The sequence below is a fragment of the Paeniglutamicibacter sp. NPDC012692 genome (genome assembly GCF_042901625.1).
Lineage (GTDB): Bacteria > Actinomycetota > Actinomycetes > Actinomycetales > Micrococcaceae > Paeniglutamicibacter.
In genome coordinates, this window is the sequence record NZ_JBIBDE010000002.1 from 567,831 (window position 1) to 593,341 (window position 25,511).

General features: G+C 65.8%; 26 protein-coding genes. 16 read left to right on the forward strand and 10 right to left on the reverse strand.

Annotation, left to right across the window (positions count from 1 at the left end; translation table 11 throughout):
* Positions 1 to 18: 18 nt before the first annotated feature.
* Entirely contained in the window at positions 19 to 756 is a 738-nt protein-coding gene (locus ACFY5D_RS10705) for an IclR family transcriptional regulator (protein WP_387528978.1), read from the forward strand.
* Between the two features lie 24 nt (positions 757 to 780).
* Here the strand turns inward: ACFY5D_RS10705 and ACFY5D_RS10710 are convergent, their stop codons facing one another.
* The 3 genes from ACFY5D_RS10710 to ACFY5D_RS10720 all read right to left on the reverse strand — a co-directional run bounded on the left by ACFY5D_RS10710 (position 781) and on the right by ACFY5D_RS10720 (position 4,442).
* Positions 781 to 2,148, reverse strand: coding sequence for an MFS transporter (locus tag ACFY5D_RS10710; protein ID WP_387528979.1), 1,368 nt, complete (start codon positions 2,146 to 2,148; stop codon positions 781 to 783).
* Positions 2,149 to 2,302: 154 nt separating this feature from the next.
* Complete coding sequence (locus tag ACFY5D_RS10715; RefSeq protein WP_387528980.1) at positions 2,303 to 3,310, reverse strand: PDR/VanB family oxidoreductase; 1,008 nt, start codon at positions 3,308 to 3,310, stop codon at positions 2,303 to 2,305.
* Positions 3,311 to 3,347: 37 nt separating this feature from the next.
* Entirely contained in the window at positions 3,348 to 4,442 is a 1,095-nt protein-coding gene (locus ACFY5D_RS10720; RefSeq protein ID WP_387528983.1) for an aromatic ring-hydroxylating dioxygenase subunit alpha, read from the reverse strand.
* 177 nt (positions 4,443 to 4,619) lie between these two features.
* Here ACFY5D_RS10720 and ACFY5D_RS10725 point away from each other — a divergent pair, with 177 nt between their 5' ends.
* The 9 genes from ACFY5D_RS10725 (at position 4,620) to ACFY5D_RS10765 (ending at position 11,771) form a co-directional block, all read left to right on the forward strand.
* Positions 4,620 to 5,201: a helix-turn-helix transcriptional regulator gene (locus tag ACFY5D_RS10725; protein ID WP_387528985.1), complete on the forward strand. Its 582-nt coding sequence runs from the start codon at positions 4,620 to 4,622 to the stop codon at positions 5,199 to 5,201.
* Positions 5,202 to 5,318: 117 nt separating this feature from the next.
* Positions 5,319 to 5,753 carry a VOC family protein gene (locus ACFY5D_RS10730; protein ID WP_387528988.1) on the forward strand — a complete coding sequence of 145 codons (435 nt, stop codon included), beginning with the start codon at positions 5,319 to 5,321 and terminating at the stop codon, positions 5,751 to 5,753.
* A 141-nt stretch (positions 5,754 to 5,894) separates the two neighbouring features.
* Positions 5,895 to 7,091 (forward strand): 4-hydroxybenzoate 3-monooxygenase, encoded by a 1,197-nt coding sequence (locus tag ACFY5D_RS10735; protein ID WP_387528991.1) that lies wholly within the window; start codon positions 5,895 to 5,897, stop codon positions 7,089 to 7,091.
* A 54-nt stretch (positions 7,092 to 7,145) separates the two neighbouring features.
* Positions 7,146 to 7,979, forward strand: coding sequence for a protocatechuate 3,4-dioxygenase subunit beta (pcaH, locus tag ACFY5D_RS10740; protein ID WP_387528994.1), 834 nt, complete (start codon positions 7,146 to 7,148; stop codon positions 7,977 to 7,979).
* Positions 7,979 to 8,587, forward strand: coding sequence for a protocatechuate 3,4-dioxygenase subunit alpha (pcaG, locus tag ACFY5D_RS10745; RefSeq protein WP_387528997.1), 609 nt, complete (start codon positions 7,979 to 7,981; stop codon positions 8,585 to 8,587). Before pcaH ends, pcaG begins: the two co-directional genes overlap by 1 nt.
* Positions 8,588 to 8,729: 142 nt before the next feature.
* On the forward strand, positions 8,730 to 10,127 hold the full coding sequence (locus ACFY5D_RS10750) for a lyase family protein (protein WP_387529000.1): 1,398 nt from the start codon (positions 8,730 to 8,732) through the stop codon (positions 10,125 to 10,127).
* The gene (locus ACFY5D_RS10755) at positions 10,124 to 10,939 is read left to right on the forward strand and encodes an alpha/beta fold hydrolase (RefSeq protein WP_387529003.1); all 816 of its coding nucleotides are present in this window, start codon (positions 10,124 to 10,126) and stop codon (positions 10,937 to 10,939) included. Before ACFY5D_RS10750 ends, ACFY5D_RS10755 begins: the two co-directional genes overlap by 4 nt.
* On the forward strand, positions 10,936 to 11,355 hold the full coding sequence (gene pcaC / locus ACFY5D_RS10760; RefSeq protein ID WP_387529006.1) for a 4-carboxymuconolactone decarboxylase: 420 nt from the start codon (positions 10,936 to 10,938) through the stop codon (positions 11,353 to 11,355). The genes ACFY5D_RS10755 and pcaC overlap by 4 nt, the downstream gene beginning before the upstream one ends.
* Positions 11,356 to 11,468: 113 nt before the next feature.
* On the forward strand, positions 11,469 to 11,771 hold the full coding sequence (locus ACFY5D_RS10765; RefSeq protein WP_387529009.1) for a hypothetical protein: 303 nt from the start codon (positions 11,469 to 11,471) through the stop codon (positions 11,769 to 11,771).
* A gap of 111 nt (positions 11,772 to 11,882) precedes the next feature.
* Here the strand turns inward: ACFY5D_RS10765 and ACFY5D_RS10770 are convergent, their stop codons facing one another.
* From ACFY5D_RS10770 to ACFY5D_RS10785, 4 genes are all read right to left on the reverse strand, one after another.
* Complete coding sequence (locus ACFY5D_RS10770) at positions 11,883 to 12,536, reverse strand: GntR family transcriptional regulator (RefSeq protein ID WP_387529011.1); 654 nt, start codon at positions 12,534 to 12,536, stop codon at positions 11,883 to 11,885.
* Between the two features lie 48 nt (positions 12,537 to 12,584).
* Entirely contained in the window at positions 12,585 to 14,078 is a 1,494-nt protein-coding gene (gene tcuA / locus ACFY5D_RS10775) for an FAD-dependent tricarballylate dehydrogenase TcuA (protein ID WP_387529014.1), read from the reverse strand.
* Between the two features lie 118 nt (positions 14,079 to 14,196).
* A complete protein-coding gene (locus tag ACFY5D_RS10780) occupies positions 14,197 to 14,982 on the reverse strand; it encodes a response regulator (RefSeq protein WP_387529017.1) in 786 nt (261 codons plus the stop codon).
* Positions 14,979 to 16,583, reverse strand: a complete 1,605-nt coding sequence (locus ACFY5D_RS10785) for an ATP-binding protein (protein ID WP_387529020.1) — start codon at positions 16,581 to 16,583, stop codon at positions 14,979 to 14,981. Before ACFY5D_RS10785 ends, ACFY5D_RS10780 begins: the two co-directional genes overlap by 4 nt.
* A gap of 164 nt (positions 16,584 to 16,747) precedes the next feature.
* Here ACFY5D_RS10785 and ACFY5D_RS10790 point away from each other — a divergent pair, with 164 nt between their 5' ends.
* The 4 genes from ACFY5D_RS10790 to ACFY5D_RS10805 all read left to right on the forward strand — a co-directional run bounded on the left by ACFY5D_RS10790 (position 16,748) and on the right by ACFY5D_RS10805 (position 21,029).
* Positions 16,748 to 17,731 (forward strand): Bug family tripartite tricarboxylate transporter substrate binding protein, encoded by a 984-nt coding sequence (locus tag ACFY5D_RS10790; RefSeq protein ID WP_387529023.1) that lies wholly within the window; start codon positions 16,748 to 16,750, stop codon positions 17,729 to 17,731.
* Positions 17,728 to 18,375: a tripartite tricarboxylate transporter TctB family protein gene (locus ACFY5D_RS10795; protein ID WP_387529026.1), complete on the forward strand. Its 648-nt coding sequence runs from the start codon at positions 17,728 to 17,730 to the stop codon at positions 18,373 to 18,375. Before ACFY5D_RS10790 ends, ACFY5D_RS10795 begins: the two co-directional genes overlap by 4 nt.
* Before the next feature lies 1 nt (position 18,376).
* Positions 18,377 to 19,921: a tripartite tricarboxylate transporter permease gene (locus ACFY5D_RS10800; RefSeq protein ID WP_387529029.1), complete on the forward strand. Its 1,545-nt coding sequence runs from the start codon at positions 18,377 to 18,379 to the stop codon at positions 19,919 to 19,921.
* A 148-nt stretch (positions 19,922 to 20,069) separates the two neighbouring features.
* Positions 20,070 to 21,029, forward strand: coding sequence for a D-2-hydroxyacid dehydrogenase family protein (locus tag ACFY5D_RS10805; RefSeq protein WP_387529032.1), 960 nt, complete (start codon positions 20,070 to 20,072; stop codon positions 21,027 to 21,029).
* Positions 21,030 to 21,050: 21 nt separating this feature from the next.
* Here ACFY5D_RS10805 and ACFY5D_RS10810 read toward each other — a convergent pair whose 3' ends face one another.
* Positions 21,051 to 21,422: a winged helix-turn-helix transcriptional regulator gene (locus tag ACFY5D_RS10810; RefSeq protein WP_387529035.1), complete on the reverse strand. Its 372-nt coding sequence runs from the start codon at positions 21,420 to 21,422 to the stop codon at positions 21,051 to 21,053.
* Between the two features lie 104 nt (positions 21,423 to 21,526).
* Here ACFY5D_RS10810 and ACFY5D_RS10815 point away from each other — a divergent pair, with 104 nt between their 5' ends.
* Positions 21,527 to 22,405 (forward strand): SDR family oxidoreductase, encoded by an 879-nt coding sequence (locus tag ACFY5D_RS10815; protein ID WP_387529038.1) that lies wholly within the window; start codon positions 21,527 to 21,529, stop codon positions 22,403 to 22,405.
* Positions 22,406 to 22,510: 105 nt separating this feature from the next.
* Here the strand turns inward: ACFY5D_RS10815 and ACFY5D_RS10820 are convergent, their stop codons facing one another.
* Positions 22,511 to 22,948, reverse strand: a complete 438-nt coding sequence (locus tag ACFY5D_RS10820) for a MarR family winged helix-turn-helix transcriptional regulator (RefSeq protein ID WP_387529041.1) — start codon at positions 22,946 to 22,948, stop codon at positions 22,511 to 22,513.
* A 92-nt stretch (positions 22,949 to 23,040) separates the two neighbouring features.
* On the opposite strand from ACFY5D_RS10820, the gene ACFY5D_RS10825 reads away from it, so the two are divergent.
* Positions 23,041 to 24,489 (forward strand): MFS transporter, encoded by a 1,449-nt coding sequence (locus ACFY5D_RS10825; RefSeq protein ID WP_387529044.1) that lies wholly within the window; start codon positions 23,041 to 23,043, stop codon positions 24,487 to 24,489.
* 141 nt (positions 24,490 to 24,630) lie between these two features.
* Here ACFY5D_RS10825 and ACFY5D_RS10830 read toward each other — a convergent pair whose 3' ends face one another.
* A complete protein-coding gene (locus tag ACFY5D_RS10830) occupies positions 24,631 to 25,428 on the reverse strand; it encodes a dioxygenase (protein ID WP_387529047.1) in 798 nt (265 codons plus the stop codon).
* Between the last annotated feature and the right edge of the window lie 83 nt (positions 25,429 to 25,511).

The window sequence follows — 25,511 nt, forward strand, 5'->3', positions numbered from 1 at the left end:
TTGCCATACAGTGGATCCATGGCCAATTCCCCGAGCGGGGACTCGATGCTCGATCGCCTCGTGCGGATCCTCGACTCCTTCGACACCCGCAACCCGACACTGACCGTCAACGCACTCTCGCACCGTGCCGATGTCCCGCCGGCCACCACCTACCGGCTCGTTGACGATCTTGTGGCGCACGGGCTGCTGGCCCGCGACGCGGACCGGCAGGTTCGGTTGGGCGTGCGGCTGTGGGAACTGGCCAACCGCAGCGCGCCGACCCTCGACCTGCGCCGGGCGGCGCTGCCCTTCATGGAGGACGTGAACCAGCTGGTGGGACACAACACCCAGCTGGCATTGCTGCACGAGGACGAGGTCCTGGTGATCGAGCGGCTGTCGCGTCCGGGCGCGGTGGTCAACCAGGCCAACGTCGCCGGCCGCATGCCCGTGCACCGAACCTCCATGGGCCTGGCCCTGCTGGCATTTTCGCCCGCTCCGGCGCTCGAGGGATACCTCGAGCGGCATGCCGAGACCATGCTTGCCACTCACCCGCAGCTGCGCAGGGAATTGGCCGAGATCCGCCGCAACGGCTACGCGACGCTCGACGGATTCATCGACACCGAATCGACCGGCGCGGCCGTTCCGATCCTTGACCAGCGAGGCCATGCACTTGCGGTGTTGGCGGTGGTCGTTCCCCGCGACGCGGAGATCCTGCCGGCGGCGATCATGGCGCTGCGCACCGCGGCGCGCGGGATTTCCCGCGCGCTCGGCGCCTGACGCAAAACCTGCCCGGGAAGCCGGCTAATTGTCGGCAGCCGCGCCCTCAAGAACACCGTTTTCGGCGGCCTCGCCGAGGAGGTTTCCCTTGGACGGGCGCATGAAGGCGACGGCCGCGGCCGCGACCAACACCACGATGCCCACGCCAAGGTACAGCTGCCCGGCGGTCCATGCGGCATCCAGAAGGGCGCCCGCCGCCAACGGTGCCAGGATCGCGCCGAAGCGTCCAACGCCAATCGCCCATCCAACGCCGGTGCCACGGTTTTGCGGGGCATAGGAGGCTGGCGCCAGCGTGTAGAGACCGGCGATGCAGCCGTTGATGAGCATGCCCACCACGATTCCCATGGCAAAGGCGAGGGCCAGGATTCCCGCGACGGAAATGAACAGCACCATGGTGACCGAGGAAAGCACGCTGAACACCACAAGCACCTTGCGCGCCTCCCATTTGGTGGTCAGTGCGCCAAAGAGCAGTGAACCGAAGGTTCCGCCCAAGGTCAGCATGAGCCCGCCGACCACGCCTTGGCTTTCGGTCATGCCGGCCGTCACCAGCAGCTTAGGTGTCCAGCTGTTGACGAAGTAGAAGCCGAACATGGTGGCGAAAAAAGCAATCCAGATCAGGGCCGTGGATCGACGGTTCTCCGGAGCGAACAGCGCGGCCAGCTGCCGGTCCTTGGCCGCACCGGCCGACCCGCCCACCGCGGACTCAGGCAGAAGCACCGTGTCCTGGTCCAACCGCAGCTTGCCCACCAGGGCGGCGAGCCTGGCCTCGGCCCGCGCAGGCCTCTTGCTCACGAGGAAGTCCACGGATTCGGGCACGATGGCCAGCAGCAGGAGCAGCGCAACGGTGCTGACAATGCCGCCAAACACGAAGACCGAACGCCAACCGTAGGACGCCTGCAGGGAAACCGCGGCCATGCCGCCGAGGGTGGCGCCCACGCCGTAGCCGGCGGTGTAGATGCTCACGGCCATGCCGCGCCAGCGCTTGTTGGCGTACTCGCTGGTGATGACGTTGGTGCAGGCCAGGATGCCGCCCACCCCAAGACCCGTGACCACGCGCCACAACCCGAGTTCCAGCACGGAGTGTGCGGTGGCGGAGAGGAACATGCCCGCTGCAGCGAGCCCCGTGGTGAAAAGCAACATCGGCCGGCGACCGAAGACGTCGGCAAAAGGTGCAAGGACCAGCGAACCTGCCGCCATGCCGAAGAGGCCGGCGCTGAGCAACACTCCCAGCTGGGATCCACTGAGCCCGAACTCGGTCGATACTCGGTTGGCGGTGAAGGCCATGGCCAAAACGTCGAACCCGTCCAAGGCGTTGAGGAAGGTGCAGACCCCGACGACCACCCATTGGAAGGCCGACATGGGTGAGGCGTCTATGCGTTCTCTGATGTTCATGCGGGCGAAACTCCTTGCACTTTTTGGGCGCGACAAATCACGCACGGACGGCTTCGTCGGCCGGACGCGAGGGATACCGCGAGATTGTTTAGCGAGGTTGCTTAGCGAGGTTGCTTAGCGAGGTTGCTTAGTGAGGTTGCTTAGTGAGGTTTGTTTAGTTGGGTTCGATGGTGATGATTGCCGGGCCCACGCCCGCGTCGATCCTGGCTCCGGTGACTGAAGTGACCGCGCGCGAGACGCAGCAGTTCATCTTGGTTGAGAGCCGTTGCTGGCGTTCGGAATAGAACACATCGCGGTGGTCGATGGCGCCCTGGAGGTCAAGGATGCGCACCTCGCACAGCCCGCACTCGCCCTTGCGGCAGTCGAACATCATCTCCGCCCCCGCGTCCTCGAGCGCCTCGAGCATGGAGCGGCCCTGCGGGACGGCGACCTCCAAGTCGAGCTTCGGCACCCTGACGATAAATTCCTCCGGGTCGTACCAGCCGCTGTTGCCGAAGGTCTCGTAGCGCAGGTTCGGCGCATCAAGCTCGCGCTCCACCCAGTTGCGCCGCACCGCATCCATCAGCCGGATGGGCCCGCACATGTACAGCTCGGTGTCGGCGTCCGCGAGCCCCACCAGCTCGGGAACCTTCAACGAGGTGCCCTCGGCGTCGACGTGGACCCGAAGCCTGTCCCCGTGCAGGTCGGTCAGCTGGCCCAGGTAGGCCATGGCCTCGCGGCTGCGCCCCACGTACACCAGCGTGTAGTCGGCCTTGAGCCGCTTGAGCACCGCGGCCATGTTGGCGATGGCGGTGATGCCGATGCCGCCGGCCAGCAGGATGTAGCGTTGCGCGCCGACACGCAGCGGGAAGTTCTGCAGCGGCTGGGTGATTTCCAGTCGCTGCCCCGGAACCAGCCGGTGCATGAAGATCGATCCGCCCCTGGACAGCGGTGCCCGCATCACGCTGATGACCAGGCGCGTGCCGTCGTCGTTGGATTCCACCACGGAGTACGAGCGCTTGGCTTCCTCGCCGCCGATGGAGACCTTCAGGTCGATGTGAGCCCCGGGCTCGGCCTGCTTGGGCAGGGACGGCTGCAGGACGATGCGCAGGATGCCATCGGCCACGGCCACCGTCTCGATGACGGTTGCCGATTGCCAGACTTCGATGTTTGTTGCTGCCATGAGAGCTGTTCAGCCTTTCGGGATCGGTTCCGCCGCGCTAGGCGGAGACGGCCAGACGGCCTTCGGCGGCGAGCATGCCCTCGAGGATGCGGCGCACCCACATGCCGCCGGAGTCGATATTGAGGTTGTAGAACTCGTAGTCCGGGTTGGCGTCGATGGCTGCCTGCTGGGCCATGAGCATTTCCTCGTCCTCGCCGAACACGCCGTGCACGCCGTCGCGCAGCTGGGTGGTGATCAGCTGGCTGTCCAGGCAGTAGTTGCGCATGAAGGCCCAGAAGTAGTGGCTGGAGCGGTCGGTCTCCGGGGTGACGGTGTTCATGACAAACCCGTTGACGCCCTGGCTGCGGTCGCCCTCCGGGGCGCCGGTGCCGGCCTTGGCCACGCCCACGTCGATGTTGATGGTGCCGGGCGCCTCGAAGTTGATGATCTGCCAGCGGTCGACCTTGCCCTCGAAGCCGGGGAACTTGTCGCGCATGTTCTTCAGCCAGAACGGCGGGGCGTCGATGTTGAGCATCCAGCGGGTGACAGTCACCTTGTTGCCCGTCCGGACCGTGACGAAGTCGGACTCGCTGAGCTCCTCCTGGCCGATCGTGGAGGAGTGGACGAATTCCTCGTGGGTCAGGTCCATCAGGTTGTCCAGGACCAGCTGGAAGTTGCAGGCGGCATGGATGGTCAGCCCGTCGCCTGCCCACTGCTCGGAGCTCATCTGGTGCATGTCCGGAATCAGGTCCGGGTCGGCCAGCGTCGGGTCGCCCATCCAGATCCAGAGGTAGCGGTAGCGCTCGACGACCGGGAAGGACGGAACCGTGGCACTGGGGTTGATGGTTTCCTGGGCGGGCATGGAGACGCAGCGTCCCGCGAAGTTGTAGACGATGCCGTGGTACGGGCACTGGATGGTGTCTTTTTCCATGGTCTTGCCCATGGAAAGCGGCGCCAACCGGTGCCAGCAGGCGTCGGCCAGCGCGACGGCCCTGCCGTCCTCGGTGCGGTACATGGCCACCGGGCGGTTGGCGATGCGGCGGGACATCGGCTTGCGGGTGACCTCGTGGTCCCAGGCGGCGACGTACCAGGCGTTCAGCGGATGTGGCAGGACCTTGTTGGTCGTGGAACTGGTGGATGAAACGACAGTCATGGCTTTCCTTCCGGGGCTGTTGCGCCCGCCCCGAGGCAACATCGCATGGGGACGGTGGACCAGGCGAAAGGCATGTGTCGAGCAACCGCTCAACTACCTATCGACATAGTGAGTTGCGTTGCTCCAGAGTAACTACGGATATAGTGATTGGCAACACGTTTTGAAAGAAAGTCGCCAATGAGTCTCCGCTACGCCCTGCTCGCACTGCTGAACGTCGAGCCCATGACGGGGTACGACTTGTTCAAGGAATTCGAAACGTCGGTGGGGCACGTGTGGCACGCCCCCGACTCGCAGATCTACCCTGAATTGCGGCGCATGGAGGCCGAGGGCCTGCTCGAGGGCGAGGAAATCCCCTGGGGCCCGCGCGGGAAAAAGCGCCAGTACCACGTGACCGCGGCCGGCCTCCTGGCCTTCCAGAACTGGATGAACACCACCCTGGAATACGCCCGCATTCGCGAGCCCGCACACCTCAAGGCCGCATACCTCGAATGGGCGGAACCGGAGGCCGCGCGCGAACAGATGCGCGCCCACATCAAGCACCACAGCGGGCTGCTGGAACAGTGGCATGAAAAGGTCAGGGAAATCGACGAGGGCACCAGCCCCATGCTGACCCGACGACTGGCCCACACCCCGGAAGTGGACAGGGAAAAAACCGTCGCCTACAAGCGGTTCACCTACGAAGGGCTGATCGCCCAGGCGGAGGCCGAAGTCGCCTGGGCCAACCGCGGGCTGAAGTTGATCGACAAGCTCAACCAGTAGGCACGGCAACCCCGGGCGCGGGCGAAAAGGCATCGCATCGGCCTTGAATTCGGGCGGCCCATGCGGCTGAATGGCCGTGGAACACCCGGCTCTTCACCGACGAAGGGATGCACTTCAATGTTGCTGGACGGCATCAACCACATTGCACTGATCTCGAAAGACGTCGCGAAATTAGGCGAGTTCTACCGGACGGTGTTTGACGCAGAGGTCGGCCCCACCCGGGGCCACGGCCCCGGCGAAACCATGACAAACATCAAGATCGGGCCGTCGACGGAACTCAACGTATTCGCAATCGAAGGCAACACCGAAACGGACCGGCAGACCCCGATGTGGGGTCGCGGCCGCCTCGACCACTTCGGCCTCGCCGCTGCTTCGACCGACGCATTCGAAACCATCCGCGCCAGGCTCGTCGAGTCCGGCGCCAGCGACGGCGCGGTGAACGACTTCGGCCCCGTGCTCAGCGTGTTCTTCCGGGATCCGGACGGGCTCGAGGGCGAGGTGCTGATTCCAAAGGGCTGGCAACGGGGAGCGGGCTCCGACCGAGAGGTTTGACCAGCCCTGCGCAACGAGCCCTGTCGGCAGATAGCTCGAACTTCTCATTCAATGAGAATCGACATGCATTCGGGGTGGCGGGCACCACAGACTGGTCCAAGACTTCCAGTATTCCTGCCCAGCACGAAGGAACGGCCAGCCATGACCGCTACCCGCACCATCATCAAGACCCAGGTCGGCATCGTCGGCGGCGGACCCGCCGGCCTGATGCTCTCGCACCTGCTCGCCAAGACCGGGATCGAGAACCTCGTCGTGGAAATGCGCGACCACGAGACGATCCGCAACACCCACCGAGCGGGCATCCTCGAGGCCCAGGCCGTGAAGATGCTCGTCGAATCGGGCGTCAACGGACGCGTGCTCACCCACGGTGACGAGCATGCCGGGATCGACCTGCGCTTCAACGGCGAATCGCACCCGCTGGACTTCACCGAGCTCGTGGACGCCACCGTCACCCTCTACGCGCAGAACGAGGTCTTCGTCGACCTCGCCGCGGCCCGCGAACTCGACGGCGGCGACGTGCGCTTCTCCGCAGAGGTCACCGAGCTGCTGGACCTGGAGACCGATACCCCGAAGTTCCGCTTCACCGACGCCGAGGGCGCCGAGTTCGAGGTGCACTGCGACGTGCTGGTCGGCGCCGACGGCTCGCGTTCCTTCTGCCGCCGGCAGATCCCGGAGACCAACCGCCGGGACTTCAAGATCGAGTACCCGTTCGCCTGGTTCGGCATCCTCACCGAGGCGCCCAAGTCCTCCCCCGAACTCATCTACGCGAACTCCCCGCACGGCTTCGCTCTGGTCTCCCAGCGCTCCGAGACCGTGCAGCGCATGTACTTCCAGTGCGACCCGAACGAAAACACCGACGACTGGAGCGAGGACCGCATCTGGACCGAGCTGCAGCGCCGCGTCGACGGACCGGACAACTTCCAGCTGAAGACCGGGCCGATCTTCGACAAAACAGTCTTGAAGTTCCGCTCGTTCGTGCGCGAACCGCTCTCCCACGGCCGACTCTTCCTGATCGGAGACGCCGGGCACACGGTCCCGCCGACCGGCGCCAAGGGCCTGAACCTGGCATTCGCCGACGTCAAGGTGCTGTTCGAGGCGCTGGACTCCTTCTACGCAACCAGGAACGACACGCTGCTGCACGGCTACTCGGACAAGGCGCTGAAGCGCGTGTGGAAGGCACAGAACTTCTCCTACTGGATGACCTCCATGCTGCACACCCCGGTCGGCGGGGACCCGTTCATGGCCAAGCGCGCGCTGGGCGAACTGGAGACCGTCACGTCCTCGCGCTTCGGCCAGCAGTACCTGGCCGAGTCCTACACCGGCTGGCCGCACGGCTAGGCCCCCGTTTCTGCCCCCCACTTAACCCGCATGCCACACCGAAAGGAGCACGACGTGAGCACCGAAACCACCCTGAACGAGTCCTTCAACGATTCGCACGTGCTGGACCCCGCAGCCACCGCGCTGTCGCAGGAAGCGATTTCCGCGGAAATCACCGACATCCACGCCGCCTACCGCCAGTCGGTCGTCGACGGGGCCAAGGCCGAGACGCAGCCGCGCATCGACTTCGCGCCGTACCGCTCGTCCCTGCTGCGCCACCCCACCAAGAACCTGCACCACGTGGACCCCGAGACCATCGAGCTGCACTCCCCAGCCTTCGGCGAGCGCGACGTGCACGCCCTGGAATCGGACCTGACCATCCAGCACAACGGCGAGCCGATCGGCGAGCGCATCGTGGTCCAGGGGCGCGTGCTCGACGGCGACGGCCGCCCCGTGGCCGGCCAGCTGGTCGAGATCTGGCAGGCCAACGCCGCCGGACGCTACATCCACAAGCGCGACCAGCACCCCGCCCCGATCGACCCGAACTTCACCGGCGTGGGCCGGGCGATCACCGGGCCCAACGGCGAGTACAAGTTCACCACCATCAAGCCGGCACCCTACCCGTGGAAGAACCACCACAACGCGTGGCGCCCGGCGCACATCCATTTCTCGCTCTTCGGCACCGACTTCACCCAGCGCATGATCACCCAGATGTACTTCCCGGGCGACCCGCTGTTCTCCCTGGACCCGATCTACCAGGCCATCACGGACAAGGAAGCCCGCGACCGCCTGGTCGCCACCTACGACCACTCGATCACCAGCCACGAATGGGCCACCGGCTACAACTGGGACATCGTGCTCACCGGATCCAACCGCACCTGGATGGAAGACGAAGAGGGAGACCACTAATGACTGCGACATCCAACGCCGTCGCGGCGAACACCGCGGCCCCGGCGCTGAAGCTCACCCCCACCCCGGGGCAGACCATCGGCCCGTTCTACGGCTACGCACTGCCCTTCGAGAAGGACAACGAGCTGGTCAACCAGGCCCGCGCCGGGTCCATACGCCTGCACGGAGTCGTCACCGACGGCAACGGCACCGTCATCCCCGACGCGCTGCTGGAAATCTGGCAGGCCGACGAGGCCGGCAACGTGGTCTCCAAGGACGGCTCGCTGGTCCGCGACGGCTACACCTTCACCGGCTGGGGCCGCACCGCGGTGGACAACGTCGGGCACTACACGTTCACCACTCTGAACCCGGGAGCCCCCGAGGAAGGCAAGGCTCCGTTCATCATGCTCACGGTGTTCGCCCGCGGCCTGCTCAACCGCCTGTTCACCCGCATCTACCTGCCGGAGGACACCGCGGCGCTGGCGGCCGACCCGCTGCTGGCCTCGCTGCCCGAGGACCGCCGCAGGACGCTGATCGCCACCCGCGAGGAAGACGGCGGATTGCGCTTCGACGTGTCGCTGCAGGGCGAGGACGAGACCGTCTTCCTCGCCTACCCGCGCGAGTCCTAGCAACACCACCCCGGAGCCACGGCCCGCGCGCACCTCTCTCCCCCCCGTTGGGGCGAAGGGTAGCGTGGGTTGTGGCTCCGGGGGCTCGGCGGTTAACCGCTTCTCCCCCACAGGTTCTCCCACGGAAGGGCACACCCACCCCATGCAACCGGCCGACTTCGGTCTACTGAACCCCGCCTGGGCGGCAACTCCCGCCGCCACCACCGCCTCCGACGCGGCATTCGCCCAGGCCATGCTGGACGTCGAGGCCGCCTGGGCGCGCGTCCAGGCCAAGGCAGGGCTCTGCACCGCCGAGGACGCCGCGGCCATCACCACCGTCGCCCGGGTGGAGCTCTACGACCTGGCCGCCCTGGCCGAGCGCGGGCCCGACGGAGCCAACGCGCTGATCCCGTTGCTGGGCATGATGCGCAAGCAACTCACCGATGCGGGCGCCCCTGCTTCGGCATCCGCGGCACTGCACCGCGGAGCCACCAGCCAGGACGTGATCGACAGCGCCCTGCAGTTGATGGCCACCCGCACCCGCACGCTGGTGCTGGCCGATGCGCGCCGGGCCGGAACCGCGCTCGCGCGGCTGGCCACCGACCACGCCATGACCCCGGCCGTCGCACGCTCGCTGACCCAGCACGCGCTGCCAACCACCTTCGGGCTGCGCGCGGCGAACTGGCTTTCGGCACTCACCGCCTCCGCCCGCAGCCTCGAGCAGGTTTCCCTTCCGCTGCAGTGGGGCGGCGCCGTGGGAACCCTGGCCTCCCTGAAGCAGAAGCTCGGCGAGCTGGACCCGCAGGCAACCGGCACCGAGCTGGACGCCAAGATCCACGCGCTCACCGCGGACCTGGCGGTGGAACTGGGTCTCACGGCACCCCTTGCACCCTGGCACACCAACCGCACCCCGGTGGTGGAACTCGGTTCCACGCTCGCCGCACTCGTCGCGGCACTCGGTTCCATGGGCGCCGACGTGCTCACCGCCTCCCGCCCCGAGATCGCCGAGGTGTCCGAACCCCGAGAGGAGGGCAAGGGCGGTTCCTCGGCCATGCCGCAGAAACAGAACCCCGTGCTTTCGGTGCTGCTGCGCAACGCCGCACTCGCCGCACCCGCGCATGTTTCCTCGCTCTTCCTGGCGGCCGGAACCGCCGTGGACGAACGCCCCGACGGCGGCTGGCACACCGAGTGGGCCGCCCTGCGCGAACTGCTCCGTCTGGCCGGGGGCGCGGCCGCACACGCAGCAACCCTGACCGAGGGCCTGCAGGTCCACCCGGACGCGCTGGCCCGGAACATGGCGCTCTCCGGCGAACTGCTGGTTACCGAGCGCATCTCCACGGTGCTGGCACCGCTGCTGGGCAAGGACCGGGTCCAGGCGCTCGTGCGTTCCTCGCTGGGCACCGGCGAATCCCTGCGCTCCCTGCTGCGCGCCGCGGTTCCCGTCGAGGACTTCTCCGACACCCAATTGGCTTCGCTGCTTGACCCGCTGGAATACCTGGGTGCAACAGGCAGCATCATCAACCGCATTTGCGCCGATTTCTCGGCCTGGAAGGAATCATGAGCATCCCCGTGCTGACACCGTCCCTCTTCAACTCCGCGCCGCAGCGCCCGACGCTCATCCTGGGCCCCTCGCTGGGCACCGGATCGCTGGCCCTCTGGGGCCCGGCGGTCCCCTACCTGACGGAGCATTTCCAGCTCGTGGCCTGGGACCTTCCCGGCCACGGGGAATCCGCGCCGTCCACCGGGGACTTCTCCATGGGCGAGCTCGCCGCGGGCGTCATCTCGATGATCGATGCGCTGCGCGTCGACGGCATCGTCGCGGAGGATTCAACGCTCTTCTATGCGGGCGTCTCGATCGGCGGCGCCACCGCGCTGCAGCTGGCCCACGACTTCCCGGGCACCTTCGCCGGGCTTTCGGTCATCTGCTCCGCGGCCAAGATCGGCACGCCGGAGGGCTGGGCCGAACGCGCGGAACTGGTCGCCAAGGCCGGCACCCCCGTGGTGATGACCGGTTCGGCCGAACGCTGGTTCGCCCCCGGCTTCATCGAGGCCAACCCCGTCGCCTCCACCAACCTGCTGCACAACCTGCAGGACGCCGATCGCTTCTCCTACGCCCACGCCTGCGCCGCGTTGGGCGGTTTCGACCTCAGCGGGGCGCTCGGATCCCTCGCCGACCCGCTGCTGGCCATCGCCGGGGCCCATGACCAGGTGTGCCCGCCGGCCGACGCCGAGTTCATCGCCGAGCACGCCCCCAACGCACGCGCGGCCGTCATCGACACCGTCGCGCACCTGGCCCCGGCCGAGGACCCCGCGGCAACCGCCGCACTGCTCGTTGAATTCTTCGCTTCCATTTCCCAGGAGAAAATCGCATGACCGACTCATCCCGTCTGCCCGGCGACACCTACGACGCCGGCCTCGAGGTCCGCAAGCAGGTGCTCGGCACCGAACACGTTGCCCGCGCCACCGCGAACTCCACCGATTTCACCGACGAGTTCCAGGAAATGATCACCCGCTTCGCGTGGGGCACCATCTGGACCCGCGACGGGCTGCCGCGCACCACCCGCAGCGCCATCACGCTGACCGCGTTGATCGCCGGCGGCTACTGGGAAGAACTGGAAATGCACGTGCACGCGGCCCTGCGCAACGGGATGACCGCGGACGAGATCAAGGAAGTCTTCCTGCAGTCCGCCATCTACTGCTCGATTCCGGCGGCCAACACCGCGTTCAAGATCGGCAAGGCCGTGCTGGCCGAATACACCGCACAGGACGCCGCGGCGCAAGGCAAGTAAGCCCCTTACCATCTGCACAACCCCGTGGGACCCGGACGCATTTCGTCCGGGCCCCACGTTTTGGCCCTTGGTCGGCGGCGGCCGTTTTGCCGGCCGATGACCAGACCGGAACCGTGCACGAACCCGGTGGCAGCAAATCCTTCTCCCTGACATATTTTGCCCAGGAGGTCAGCGACGCCACCGGCAAGAGCGTGAACCACCAGGATCTTCCCGAGGAGGACTTCTCTCACCTGTTCATGGGTGCCGGCGTGCCCGAGGCCTTCGCCGAGATCCCGGCCAACAGCGATCGTGGCATCGCCCGCGGTGAATTGCTGGTTGGGGGCAATGCCCTGGAAACACTCCTCGGACGCCCGGCCCCGACCCTGCGTGAGGCGGTGCATACGGCAACCGCAGCCTTGGCCCCGCAACAGGCCTAAGCACCGCAATCCGGCTGTCCCCCGAGCCGCTGATCACGGACGGGGCAGGAGGATTGCGAAGGCCATGAATGCGGGGCCCACCCGGGGCCGAACAGGGTCCCCGGGGGCACGTCAGCGGTTGGGCAGGCCGATCTGGCCAAAGAGGGACAGTCGGATCCTGCGGGCCTCGCTCATGTGTCGACGCATGAGCTCCTGCGCCGCGGCGCCGTCGCGGTTGCGGATGAACCCGACGGTTTCGGCGTGCTCGTCCAGCGATTCGGACCACCTGGATCCGATGGACAGGGTTGATGACGGGGCATGGATCTGATGCGTCGCCAAGCGGTCGAGCAGGTCCTTCAGGATCGGGTTGTGTGCCGCGGTCCAGAGTGCTGAATGGAACTCGATATTGGTCAACAGGCGTGTCTGGTCATCGGGATCCGTCAGGGCCCTGTCGCGTTCGACCAGCCCTTCAAGCCGAATGAGGTCCATCTCGGTCCGTGCGGCTGCAGCTTCCAGCGCAGCCTGCCCCTCCAACAGCACCCGCAGGTCATAGACCTGCATGAGCTGTTCCGGGGTAATGTCCCTGACCTGGAGCCCACGGGTTCCGCGTTCAAGCAGCCCCTCCTGCTGCAGACGCCCCAGCGCCTCGCGCACCGGGGTGCGCGAGACGCCGAAGCGGCCGGCCAGGGCAACTTCCTTGAACGCGGTGCCCGGCCGGTGGGAGCCGTGCAATATTTCTGCACGCAGTTCGGCATGGATCGTCTCCGAGTCCACTTTTGCCGCCATTTCAACCCCACCTCCGCCCCGTTTCGGGGCTACGCCGTCATTTCCTGCCTAAGCCAGCGTACCGGCACGTCGCCCGAACACGACTCCTGCGGCAAGCCCCGAACCACCCGGGTAGTTCGAGGAGAAGAGCCCTCCAAGCATTTCGCCGCACACATAAAGCCCGGTCAGGTGCTCACCGCTGGTATCCAACACCCGACCGTGGGTATCGGACTTCAAACCGCCAAAGGTAAAGGTGATGCCGCAGGTGACACCGTAGGCGTAGTACGGCGCGGTGACCAACGGGTGTCCCCAGTTCGACTTCGGCGGGACGGTGTCGGCCGCACGGCCATCCTTGACGGTCGGATCAAAGGTCTTGGAGACATCAATCGAGTCGTTGTAGGTGGTGATGGTCCGGGACAGGGATGCAGCATCCACACCGATCTTCACTGCCAGCTCTTCGATGGTGTCTGCCGTTTCCACCGAAATCCCTGGCATGTCGTATTCCTCGGTGCGCAGCATCGGGCGCAGCGTGGCGTCGAAGATCTGGTAGGCGACGGAATCGGGCTGCTGCAAGATGACCTTGCCGTACTTGGCATAGGTGTAGTTGCGGAAGTCTTCGCCTTCATCCAGGAAGCGTTCGCCGCGGTTGTTCACGATGATGCCCAGCGGATAGCTCTGGCGGGTCAACCGGTTGGTCAGCTCGCGGTTGGACTCGTTCTTGGCGGTGAACGCATCCCACTGCACCGAGTGGCAGGTTCCCCAGTCCCCGCCCTTGGCAGCGCCGGCGGCCAGGCCGGCGATGATCATCTCGCCCTTGTTGAAGGCCGTGCCTCGGATCTTCGCGTTTTCCCAGCCCTCACCGAGGTGCTCGCGACGCATTTCTGGGTTCGACTCGAAACCGCCGGCGCCGAGGATCACTGATTCCGCGCGCAGTTCCTGAACGCTTCCGTCCGCGGTGCGAACCTTGACGCCCTTGACGGTGCCGTCCTCAAGGAGGAGGTCTAAGACGTCCTGTCCATAGCGGACCTCGGTGCCAAGCTTTTGCGCGACGGCGACGTGGTCGGCCATCAGGCCCTCGCCGCCGCCGACGTTGCCGACATGCAGCCCGCCCCAGAAGAGGTAGCTGCCGTCTTCGCGCTCATAGGCCTGGCGCTCGTACATCAGTCGGTACTTCAGGCCCAGGCTCTGGAGCCAGCGCAACCCCGGTGCTGCTTCGTTCACCATGACCTCGGTGAGTTCGGGGTCGTTGCGTCCCTCGGTGACCTTCACGAGGTCGGCCGCGTATTCGGCTGCGGAGTATGGAGGGACTTCGGTGACGGCGTGGCGTTCATCGAATTCGATGAAATCGCGCAGGTCCTCGATCCCGTCGTGGGCGATGCGAGTGGCGCCGGCGGTGTAGTAGCTGTTCCCGCCAAAGAGCTCCTGGGGGGCCTTCTCCAGCAGCAGGACCTTGCGTCCGCGTTCGGCCGCGGCGTGGGCCGCGGTAAAGGCTGCGTTTCCGCCGCCGACGACGATCACGTCTGCCACGTTGGCGGTGCCTGCTTCGTTTACTGTGCTGCTCATCTCGCATCTCCCTGCGTCGAAACCCTGCTCGGTGCCTATGGATACGAGTGTATACACAAATATACAAAATGCGCCAGAGAGTCGTTCCTCTCGATATTTCCCGCCCCTCGGGGTCCCGCTATTTCCCGACCAGGCGGTAGCGGTGCTCCGGGCGTCCGGGCGCACCATACTTGGGTCGCAGTTCGGCAAGCCCGCGTTCGGTCATCATCTCCAGGTACCGCCGGGCACTCACCCTGGAAATTCCGCAGCTTTCGGAGACCTCGCTGGCCGACAGGTCCCCGGCGCCGCCCCGCCCCGCAGCCCCACGCAGGGCCTGGCCCACCAGCTCAACCGTCGGCAGGGAAAATCCCTTGGGAAGCGGTACGTTGGCCGTCCAGGTCGCAGCGCTCGGCGCGCCCGCACCAGCACCTGCGGCACCCGCCTCCACCACCGCGGGCGCGGCCGTGACGCCAACATGCCGATCAGGGATTCCCGCACGCAGCATCGAATCGATGTCCCCCTGGTCCAGCCTCGGCTCGACCCGGGCGGTCAATTGTGATCTCGAGGCCCGAAACGCCTCGAGCCGCTGGTTGAAATCGGCCACGGTAAAGGGCTTGACCAGATAGTCATCAATGCCTCGACCGACGGCAAAGCGCACCATGTCGCGCTCACTGGCGGCGGTGATCATCACGACCCCCGTGTCGTATCCGCTGCCGCGCAGATCCTCCAGCACCTGTAGCCCATTCATGTCCGGAAGGTGCACATCCAGCAGCACCAGGTCGACCTGGTTTTCCTCGAGGAAGGCCAAGACCGGCCCGCCGCGTTGCAGCACGCCGGCGACCTCAAAGCCCTCGAGCGCGGCCACGTAGCGCGCGTGCAGGAGGGCGACATCCGGGTCGTCATCGACAATCAGGGTCTTGATCATGCCAGTTCTCCCGCTACATTTCCCGGCAGCGTCCTTGCTCCCGACCATTTCCAGTGGGCGGTGATCAATGCCCCGCCCAGGTCCCCGGTGGCAACGACCACCGACCCCTCACGACGCCGGATGACCCGGTCGACCAGTGCCAAGCCGATGCCATGCCTCAATCCGGCTCCGCCCTTGCTGCTCACCCCGCGGCGGAATACCATTTCCACCTCGTCCGGTGCGATGCCCGGCCCGCTGTCTTCCACGCAAATACGCACATGGCCCGGGCCCGCGTTGACCAGCAGCCGCACCGATCCCCCGTCACCGGCGGCCTCGATGGCATTGCTCAGCAGGTTCCCCACCACGGTCAGGATATCCTCATCAACCCGCCAGCCCGGCGCGATATCCGATTCGGGATCCACGACCAGCCGCACCCCGGATTCGCGGGCGACGGCAGCATTGGCCCCCACGAGCCCCGAAAGTGCGGGGTCCTTCAGGTTGCCCATCTCGACCTCACGGGCCGCTCCGCTGATCCGTTCCAGGTAGGCCGCAGCTTCCCCCGGCTCCCCAAACGATAGATAGCCCGAGAGCACATGCAACCGGTTCGCGAATTCATGGGCCTGCGAGCTCAAGGCATCGGCAAGGCCGCGTTGCCCCTTCAGCTCACGCAACGTCGCCTCCAATTCGGTCCGATCCTGAAGGGTCAGGGTCCGACCCAACGACTTCCCGCCAGCCAGCGCTTCGCGACGAGTAGCGACCAAGATGCGCTCCCCGGAGAGGACGTATTGGGTCTCTTCGGCCTCGGGGGCCTCGCTGTTGAGTTGGGCGTAGACGTTCGAATCCAGCACATCCACGGCCTTGGCGCCGACGACATCCCCGGCCAACCCCAGCAACCGTCGCGCCTCGTCGTTGACCAGGGTGAGCCGCCCGTCGGAACCAACACCAAGAACCCCGTCGTGCACGCTGAAAAGCAGCGCCTGCTGCGACTGCAGCAGGCCGGCCACAGCCTCCGGCTCCACCCCGTAGATCCTTCGCCGGACCAGGCGCCCGGCCAGCGCCGAGGCAACGGTCCCCAAGGCCGCCGCACCAAGAATCCAGGGCGCCACCGTCCCGACAATTTCCAGCAGTTCGCCGCGAATCTCGCTCTGCAGGATGCCCACGGACACTGTTCCGACGATCTCTCCCTCGAACCAGACCGGCTCCTTGGCCCTGAGCGTCACGCCCTGCGGGCCATCCTCCGTGCCACGGAAGGATTCCCCCGCACGCACCAGGTCGTGGTCCGATGACACGCGCTCCCCGATACGCTCCGGATCCGGATGGGCCACCCGGATTCCGGCCCGGTTCGCCACCGTCACATACTGGACACCGGAAACGGAGGTCGCAAGGTTGGCTATCGGGGCGATCACCGTTGTCGCGTCGGGGCCACCCAAGTGGCTGCGCACCCGTTCCTCGGCCGCCATCTGCACCGCCACGGTGTGAACCCGGTCAAAGGCCACCTCCTGGGTCCGATGGTCCTCAAAGACCAGGATCACGACCGACACCGCGCTCATGAGGCCCAGCACAATGCCCAGCTGCAAGGCCAGCAATTGTGCCCGGCGACGATACTTCGACTCGGAACGCACTTCGCCTCGGTCCCCTTCCGCCTGTTGGTTGACTTTGTTTTCTTTATTGTTCTTATGACCTAAAGCACGTTTTTACTGTGCTCCACATCACTTCTCTGACATCTTGATTGCCGAGGGACACGCCAACGACGCCCGTCCACCACCCCATGAGATTACGGATGAACATGAGTAAGAGCATATTCAAGAAGACCCTATACGGCACCGTCGTCGCTGTCGTGACGGGTCTGGCATTGGTCAATGCAGCCGCAAACGGCGGCGAGACCACCGCGCGGTCCAAACTCGTCCTCATGGCGCCGGCTGCGCCCGGCGGTGGTTGGGATGGATTTGCACGCGAGTCCCAGCAAGCGATGAAGTCAGGCGGCGTGGTCAACAACGCCCAGGTCGTCAACGTCCCGGGGGCCGGCGGGACCATCGGGCTGAGCCAATTCGTTCAGATGAAGGGCCGCCACGACATGTTGATGATGACCGGCGGCGTCATGGTCGGCGCCATTGAGCTCGCCGATTCCGAGACCACCTTCGATGACATCGTGCCCATCGCCCGGCTTGCCGATGACTACGCGGTGCTGGTGGTGCCCGCGGACTCGGAATTCGCGACGTTGGATGAGTTCACCAAACGCTGGCAGGAAGACCCGGGCGGAACCTCGATCTCCGGGGGCTCACTGGGATCCATCGATCACCTGCTGACCGGCCTGGTGGCTCAGAAGGTCGGCATCGATCCGAAGCTCACCAACTACATCGCCTACTCGGGCGGCGGCGAGGCACTGACCTCGATGCTCTCGGGAACCACTGTCGCCGGCATGTCCGGCTACAACGAGGTCGCCGATCAAATCGAAGCCGGAACCCTGCGGGCACTGGCGATTTCCGCGGGCGAACGCCTCCCGGGTGTCGAGATTCCCACCTTCAAGGAGCAGGGGGTCGACGCGGAAATGGCCAATTGGCGCGGCGTCGCCGCTGCACCGGGCATCACCGAGGAACAAGAGCAGGAGCTCGTGGACATCGTCACCGAATACCGCCAGACCAAGCATTGGCAGGACGCGCTCAAACGCAACAGCTGGACCGACAGCTTCATGACCGGGCAGGAATTCGAGGACTTCATCGATTCCGAGGTCACCGTCACCAAGGACATCGTGGAAGGGCTGGGACTGTGAGCCAGACAAAAGAAATTTCCCCCGCCGACCGTGCGGGTGCAACCGACGTTTACGCCGTGCGGATCACCGGCTTCTGGTCGGGGCGCAGCGAGCTGATCGTTCCGGCGTTGGTCTTCGCACTGGCAGGTTTCCTGTCCTACGGGACAGCCACCATGAAGGTGACGGGCTCCAGCGTTCCTGGCCCACAGTTCTTCCCCACGATCGTCTGCGTTCTGTTGTTCCTGATGGCGTCGATCCACACCATCCAGATCCTGCGCACTCGGCGTTTTCCACATGAAGACAGCGAGGGGCAGAGCCCGGATTTTTCCGCGGATCTGCTCGGAGACCTCTCCGATACCGAGGGCAAAAGCATCTACGGTCCTGGCGCGCCGCCCACAGCCGTCGGAAAGCGGAAGACGTACTCGGACTTCAAGACGCTGGGCATGGTGGTCGGGGCAGTGGCCGCGTTCATCCTCGCCCTGCCCGTCCTGGGGTGGATCCTCAGTGCCGCCGGCCTGTTCTGGATCGTCTGCCGCGCGTTGGGAAGCCGACGTCCGCTCTTCGACCTCAGCATTTCCATCCTGTTCTCCTCGGCCATCCAACTGGCCTTCAATGCGGCCCTCGGCCTCAACCTGCCCGCCGGTTTCTTGGAAGGACTGATCTGACATGGAACAGTTGAGCATGCTCATGGAGGGCTTTTCCGCTGCACTGACGCCCATGAACCTGTTGTGGGTACTCATCGGGGCCATTCTCGGCACCGCCGTGGGCGTATTGCCCGGCCTGGGTTCGGCCATGGCCGTGGCCCTGTTGCTGCCGATCACGTTCTCGCTTGACCCGACTGCCGCGTTCATCATGTTCGCCGGCGTGTACTACGGCGGTCTCTTCGGCGATTCGACCTCCGGGATCCTGCTGAACACCCCCGGAAATTCTTCCGCCATCGCCTCCACCTTCGAGGGCCACCGCATGGCCCTGGACGGCAGAGCCGCCAAGGCCTTGGCCACGGCCGCCACGGGCGCCTTCATCGGTGGCCTCATCGCGACAACGGTGGTGGTCTTCTTTGCCCCGTTGCTCGTGAAGATGGCAACCGCATTTGGTCCGGCCGAATACTTCGCGCTGGCGGTCTTCGCCTTCCTCGCGATTTCCTCCGTGGTCTCCGATTCCGTGGTCAAGGGCCTGCTTTCCCTGGGACTTGGCCTGGTCCTGGCCCTGGTCGGCGTTGACGGACCCTCCGGAACCGTCCGCTACACCCTGGGCCTGCCGGAGCTCTTTGACGGCATGTCGATTGTCGTGATTACCGTGGGAATGCTTGCGCTGGGCGAGGTCCTGCACATCGCATCACGCATCCATCGTGACGAGCAGGCCGTGCGAGTCGCCTCCAAGGGCAAGCCCCGGCTGGAATTGAGCGATATCCGCAGGGCAATGCCGGCCTGGCTGCGCGGCACGGCCTTCGGCGTTCCCTTCGGCGTCATCCCGGCAGGCGGGTCCGAGGTACCCACGTTCCTTGCCTACGGAACGGAAAAGAAGCTCGCTGCCCGCAATGGCGACACCGAGTTCGGCACCACCGGCTCGATCCGCGGTGTCGCGGCCCCGGAAGCGGCAGCCAACGCCACCGCCGGAACGGCCATGGGCGCCCTGCTCGCACTCGGCCTGCCCACCTCCGCGACCGCTGCCATCATGCTGGCTGCCTTCCAGCAGTACGGCATGCAGCCGGGCCCGTTGCTCTTTGAACGCAGCGGCCCGATGGTCTGGACCCTGCTCGCCTCGCTGTTCATCGGCCTGGTCATCCTGCTGATCCTGAACATGCAGTTTGCGGTGCTCTGGGCCAAGCTTCTGCTCATTCCCCGGCACTACCTTTACGCCGGGATCACCGTGCTGTCGGTGCTCGGCGTGTACGCAATCAGTTCCTCCATCATCGACCTATGGATCCTTTTGGCCATCGGAATGCTGGGATTCATGATGCGCCGGTACAAGTTCCCGATCGCTCCGGTGTTGATCGCCGTGATCCTCGGCCCCCTGGCCGAAACGGAACTGCGCCGTGCACTGACGGTCTCCGAAGGAGACTTATCCACCCTGGTCGACAGCCCCGTTACCCTGGTGCTCTACGGACTTCTCGCGCTGACCCTGCTGATTACCGCCATCCAGCACTTCCGCCATGGCAAGGCGGCAAAGAGCCAAGCAACGAAACTCGACTCCGAGAGGCTCGGCGTCTAGCCCCCCGGTTCCTGAACCCGAAGCATCGCCACGAGCGGCATCCCTTCACGGTTGATCGTGCAGGGATGCCGCGCGTGTTGATGCTGGTGGCTGGCATCTTGGCTGGAGCGCTTCGTCGCTGATGGGCTGGCCCGCCTACTATGAAGCCATGCGCATAGCGATCCTCGATGACTACCAGAACGCCGTCCGATCCTTGGCAGACTGGGATTCGCTGCCCGGCGAGCCCACGTTCTTCACCGAATTCCTCGGTCATGGCGACGACGCCGTCTGCCGTGCCCTGCAGGACTTTGAGGTCATCGTGGCGATGCGCGAACGCACACCGTTCACCGGCGCCCGGCTGCGCAGCCTGCCGAATCTCAAGCTACTGGTCACCACCGGCATGCGCAACGCCTCGATCGACCTGGATGCGGCGCAGGAGCTGGGCATCACGGTGTGCGGCACCGCGGGCAGCCCGACGGCCGCCGCCGAACACACCTGGGCGCTGATCCTGGCAGCTGCCCGGCGCCTGGACGTGGAAATGTTCTCGGCCGGCCGGCCGCGAACTGCCTCCCAGCCATGGCAGAAGACCCTCGGCATCGGGCTGTCGGGAAAGACCCTCGGCGTCTACGGCCTGGGAAACCTGGGCAGCCAGGTCGCCCGGATCGGCCAGGCCTTCGGGATGCGGGTCATCGCCCACAGCCAGAACCTGACTCCGGCCCGCGCCGCCGAGGTCGGGGTCGAATGGGTCGACCGGGACGGGCTCTTCGCCGAAAGCGACGTGCTCTCCATCCACCTGAAACTCTCCGAGCGCACCACCAAGGTGGTCGGCGAGAAGCAACTGGCGCTGATGAAACCCGGGTCGATCCTCGTGAACACCTCGCGAAGCCCCATGGTCGACGAGGATGCGCTGGTTGCGGCACTCTGCGCCGGCGCACCGGCGTTGGCGGCACTCGACGTGTTCGACGTCGAACCCCTGCCCGCTGACAACCGGCTGCTCCAAACCCCCGGGGTGATCGCCACCCCGCACCTGGGGTACGTGACGGAGGACCAGTTCCGGATCTTCTACACCGGCGCGGTCGAGGACATCGCCGCGTGGTCGGCCGGGGCACCCGTGAACGTCTTGGCCTGAGCCCCGCGTGCCGGCGGAGTTCTATCCGTTTACGATGTCGTCGGCGTGTTCGCTGATCCAGACGACCAGCGGCATCAGCTGCTGTACCAGCCCTTGTCCCAGTTCGGTGAGGCTGTAGTCGACGCGTGGCGGGATCACCGGCTGGGCCTCGCGGTGGATGAAGCCGTCGGCCTCGAGCGTCTTCAGCGTCTGCGCGAGCATCTTTTCACTGATGCCCTCGGCCCGGCGGCGCAATTCGCTCCAGCGCAACGGCCCTTGCGCCAACGACACCAGGATCAACACGCCCCATTTGCTGGTGACGTGGTCAAGGACCGTCCGGCTCGGGCAACCGGCCTCGAAAACCGCGGCGGGTGCCGGGTCGGCCGACGATTGGGGAGTGTTGGTTACCGACATGAAAGTAGCTTACTTTAAAGTGCGTACTCTCTTTTGGGAAGTAATCGAATTGGCGCTCAGTTGTGATGAGAGGAAGTTCAGTTCATCCTCGAAAGGAATACCCCATGACCATCCTCATTACAGGTGCCACCGGCCAGCTCGGCCGACTCGTCGTTGAATCCCTGCTCGAGCGCAACGTCCCCGCCGGGCAGATCGTGGCGGCAGGCCGAAACGTCGCCAAGCTCGAAGAACTGGCCGGGCTGGGCGTCCAGACCCGCACGATTGACTACTCCGACCCGGTATCCGTGCGCGAGGCCATGGACGGGATCGACAAGGTGCTGCTGGTCTCCGGCAACGAGCCCGGCTCGCAGCGGGTCCCCCAGCACCTGAACGTCATCGAGGCCGCCAAGGATGCGGGTGTCGAGCTTCTGGCCTACACCAGCATCGCCAACGCGGACACCAGCACCATGGCCCTCGCCGCCGACCACCAGGCCACGGAGCAGGCACTGCGCGAGTCCGGGGTTCCCTTCACCATGCTGCGCAACGGCTGGTACCTGGAGAACTACACCGACCAGCTCGGGGGCTACCTGCAGCACGGCTCGGTCTTCGGCAGCGCGGGCGAGGGTCGTGTCAGCGCCGCAACCCGGGCGGACCTGGCCGAGGCAGCCGCGGCGATCCTGCTGGCCGACAGCCAGGCGGGCACCGTCCACGAGTTGGGTGGCGAGGCGATGTCCCTCGAGGACCTGGCCCGCGAGGTCAGCGCCGCCACCGGCCAGAGCGTGACCTACCAGGACCTGCCGGAGGAAGACTTCGCCCGACTGCTGGCTGGCGCCGGCGTGCCCGAGCCCTTCGCCCGGATCCTGGCCGACAGCGATCGCGGCATCTCCCGTGGCGAGCTCCTCGTGGAGGGCAACGACCTGGCAACCGCCCTTGGCCGACCCGCCACGTCGCCGAGCGCGGCAATCCTGGCAGCGGCCAGCGACTTGGCAACCAAGGGAGCCTAGGTTCTTCCCGACAGCAGCATTTCTCCCGCCGCGGCTCCGCGCAGGGAACACCTCACGGATGTTCTCCTGCGGGGAGCTGCAGCGGCTTCGGCCGGCTCCCGACTGCTACTTGGCCTTCAAATCCCGGTATTCCTCGATCGAGGCATTAAACCGGTGCATCAATTCCGCAAATGTGTTGACGTCTTCATCCGGCCAGTCGGCCAGGATGCTTTCGAGGGCGCTCACCGAGTGATCTCGCACCTCATCGAGTCGCGTTTTCCCCAGGGCCGTCAGGGCCAATTTGCGCGCAACGCTGCCGGTCGGGTCGAGAACACGCTCGAGGAAGCCTTCACGGACCGCCACGGTGGTTTGGCGCTGCAAGGTGGAGGGATCAAGGCGGAAGACCGTGCTCAGCTCGCCGATCGACATGGGACCCTGCCCGTCGATGCGGCTCATCAACAGGTAGACGCTACGGTCGAGCCCGTCGCCATTCCGATGCTGGGCGACCGTAAAACGACTGAGCAGCATCTGCTCGTATTCAATGTCCGCGATGCGGCGTTCCATTGGCTCACTTTCCCTTTCGGATCCTATGATCTTACCGCGATGTGTATTATGAACATAATATGTATTCTACACATTTGCTCTGAAAGGCCCTCGTGTCCAAACAAACATCGGCCGGCGCCAAGGGCTCGGGTCTAGTCGTTGGCGTCCTCGCCTCCGCCGGCATTGCCTCGTCGATCACCCAGACCATGGTCACGCCGCTGATCCCCCAGCTCCCCACCATCTTCAACACCTCGGCATCGAACACTGCCTGGATCATCACGGCAACACTGCTGGCCGCCGCCGTGGCGGTGCCGATCTCGGGCCGCCTGGGTGACCTGTTCGGCAAACGCCGCATGATCCTGGTCCTGGCCATGCCACTGATTTTGGGTGCCATCGTGTGCGCCATCGCCCCCACGGTGGAAGTCATGATCGTCGGCCGTGCCATGCAGGGACTGGGTTCGGGCATGGTGCCGCTGGGCATCGCCATGCTTCGCGACCTCGTTCCGAAGGAACGGCTGTCCGCGGCGATCGCCACGGTCAGCGCCACGATGGGCGTCGGCGGCGCGATCGGCATGCCGATTGCCGCGGCAGTTGTTGAATTTTCGAACTGGCGGGCGCTGTTCTTCGGCAGCGCGGTCGTCACGCTGATCGTCGTGCTGGCGATCTGGAAATTCATTCCGGCACTGCCCGCCGGTGCAGCCGGCCAGCGCTTCGACTGGTTGGGCGCCATTGGGCTGACCGTCGGCCTGGTCGCCCTCATCCTCGCCGTTTCCAAGGGATCCTCGTGGGGCTGGTCCGCACCGTTGACGCTGGGCATGTTCGCCCTTGCGGTGGTCGCCCTCCTGCTCTGGGGCATCTGGGAGACGCGCACCGAGGATCCGCTGGTCGACCTGCGCACAGCCGTCATCCCCCGCGTGCTGCTGACAAACCTCGCATCGATCTTTGTCGGTTTCGGAATGTACGCGAGCATGCTGGTCATGCCGCAAATCCTGCAGCTCCCCGCGGAGACCGGCTACGGCCTGGGCCAGTCAATCCTCGCCGCCGGCCTGTGGATGGCCCCGGCGGGACTCATGATGCTGCTGCTCTCCCCCGTGGGCGGCCGGCTCACCGACGCACGCGGCCCCAAGTTCACCCTGGTGCTGGGCGTTGTGGTCATCGCGCTCGGCTACGGCGTCGGACTGCTGGGCATGGGCAGCACGTGGGGCCTGCTGGCGACCGGCCTGGTCATCAATGCCGGCGTGGCCCTGGCCTACGGCGCCATGCCGGCCATCATCATGGGTGCCGTTCCGCGCAGTGAAACCGCCGCAGCCAACGGGTTCAACACGCTGATGCGTTCGCTGGGCACCACCACCGGCGCCGCGGTCATCGGCCTGGTCCTGGCACAGATGACCACCGACTTCGGCGGGGTTTCCGTCCCCTCGGAATCCGGATTCCGCGTTGCCCTGATTCTCGGCGCCGGCATCTCCATCGTCGCCGCCATCGTGGCCGCGTGCATCCCCGCGGCTGCCAAGCGGGCCCCGCTCGAGATTGACGCGCAGCCGGAACCGGCCCTGGCCAAGTAGGCCACGAGGATCCCGACCCATGCCCGGTATGCGCCCGGCATGCGCCCGGCTACTACGGAAAAGCCCGCAAGCTACGAATCGTTGCTTGCGGGCTTTTCCGTTGGGACACCGCGATGGCGTTCGCGAGCACCCTAGCAATGTCTAGGTGAGCGACCAGGAGCGCTTGGACAGCCCGTACCAGAAGCCGTCGATCGCGGTCTTGGCCTCGATGCCGCCCGATGCATGGGCGGCGCCAAGCGCGACATAGAGCGGGGCCCAGTGCTCCGAGCGCGGGTGCGCCTCCCGTGCGGCAGGGGCCTTGTGCAGGAAGTCCAGGATGGAATCCACGTCGCCTCGGGCCATGGCCTCCTGTGCCCAGTGGTCGAATTCGCTGGATGCCGCCGGCGGAGCCGTGTCCGGTCCCCCGGCGGGGTTGAACCAGCGCAGGTTGTGCGTGGTGAAGCCGGAGCCGATGATCATGGTTCCGCGGTCGCGCAACGGGGCCAGCGTCTGCCCGAGCTCGAACAGGCCCTGGGGGTCGAGCGTTGGCATCGACATCTGCACCACCGGCACGTCCGCATCGGGGAACATCTCCTTGAGCGGGACGTAGGCGCCGTGGTCCAGGCCGCGGGTCTCGTCGCGTTCCACGTGGTGGCCGTGCGTGCCGGTCAGCCGTGCGACCTCGTCCGCCAGCTCGGGCGCCATCGGGGCGTCGTAGCGCACGTCGTAGTAGTGCTGCGGGAAGCCCCAGAAGTCGTAGACCAGCTCCTGCTTGCGGTGGGTGGCGCTCAGCGACACCGGCGCGTTCTCCCAGTGCGCGGAGATCATCAGGATGTCCTTGGGCTTCTCCATGGCCCCCGACCATGCCGCCAACTCGGCGGTCCAGGTGGCGTCGTCGGCAAGCGGCGGCGCACCGTGGGAGAGGAAGAGTACCGGGGGGCGATCGGCTGAAGTGGTCATGGGTCCAGCATAAACCAATTTTGTTGATGCTTCAAGTAATTTAAACCTGAATGTTCATCTACCCGCCCCTGGAACAAACAGCC

Coding starts and splice junctions, on each gene's coding strand:
- pcaC (WP_387529006.1), top strand. CDS start 10,936: ATGACCGACTCATCCCGTCTGCCCGGCGACACCTACGACGCCGGCCTC.
- ACFY5D_RS10780 (WP_387529017.1), bottom strand. CDS start 14,982: ATGATCAAGACCCTGATTGTCGATGACGACCCGGATGTCGCCCTCCTG.
- ACFY5D_RS10770 (WP_387529011.1), bottom strand. CDS start 12,536: ATGGCGGCAAAAGTGGACTCGGAGACGATCCATGCCGAACTGCGTGCA.
- ACFY5D_RS10725 (WP_387528985.1), top strand. CDS start 4,620: ATGAGTCTCCGCTACGCCCTGCTCGCACTGCTGAACGTCGAGCCCATG.
- tcuA (WP_387529014.1), bottom strand. CDS start 14,078: ATGAGCAGCACAGTAAACGAAGCAGGCACCGCCAACGTGGCAGACGTG.
- ACFY5D_RS10790 (WP_387529023.1), top strand. CDS start 16,748: ATGAGTAAGAGCATATTCAAGAAGACCCTATACGGCACCGTCGTCGCT.
- ACFY5D_RS10830 (WP_387529047.1), bottom strand. CDS start 25,428: ATGACCACTTCAGCCGATCGCCCCCCGGTACTCTTCCTCTCCCACGGT.
- ACFY5D_RS10805 (WP_387529032.1), top strand. CDS start 20,070: ATGCGCATAGCGATCCTCGATGACTACCAGAACGCCGTCCGATCCTTG.
- ACFY5D_RS10720 (WP_387528983.1), bottom strand. CDS start 4,442: ATGACTGTCGTTTCATCCACCAGTTCCACGACCAACAAGGTCCTGCCA.
- ACFY5D_RS10755 (WP_387529003.1), top strand. CDS start 10,124: ATGAGCATCCCCGTGCTGACACCGTCCCTCTTCAACTCCGCGCCGCAG.
- ACFY5D_RS10815 (WP_387529038.1), top strand. CDS start 21,527: ATGACCATCCTCATTACAGGTGCCACCGGCCAGCTCGGCCGACTCGTC.
- ACFY5D_RS10820 (WP_387529041.1), bottom strand. CDS start 22,948: ATGGAACGCCGCATCGCGGACATTGAATACGAGCAGATGCTGCTCAGT.
- ACFY5D_RS10750 (WP_387529000.1), top strand. CDS start 8,730: ATGCAACCGGCCGACTTCGGTCTACTGAACCCCGCCTGGGCGGCAACT.
- ACFY5D_RS10730 (WP_387528988.1), top strand. CDS start 5,319: ATGTTGCTGGACGGCATCAACCACATTGCACTGATCTCGAAAGACGTC.
- ACFY5D_RS10715 (WP_387528980.1), bottom strand. CDS start 3,310: ATGGCAGCAACAAACATCGAAGTCTGGCAATCGGCAACCGTCATCGAG.
- ACFY5D_RS10710 (WP_387528979.1), bottom strand. CDS start 2,148: ATGAACATCAGAGAACGCATAGACGCCTCACCCATGTCGGCCTTCCAA.
- ACFY5D_RS10810 (WP_387529035.1), bottom strand. CDS start 21,422: ATGTCGGTAACCAACACTCCCCAATCGTCGGCCGACCCGGCACCCGCC.
- ACFY5D_RS10800 (WP_387529029.1), top strand. CDS start 18,377: ATGGAACAGTTGAGCATGCTCATGGAGGGCTTTTCCGCTGCACTGACG.
- pcaG (WP_387528997.1), top strand. CDS start 7,979: ATGACTGCGACATCCAACGCCGTCGCGGCGAACACCGCGGCCCCGGCG.
- ACFY5D_RS10735 (WP_387528991.1), top strand. CDS start 5,895: ATGACCGCTACCCGCACCATCATCAAGACCCAGGTCGGCATCGTCGGC.
- ACFY5D_RS10705 (WP_387528978.1), top strand. CDS start 19: ATGGCCAATTCCCCGAGCGGGGACTCGATGCTCGATCGCCTCGTGCGG.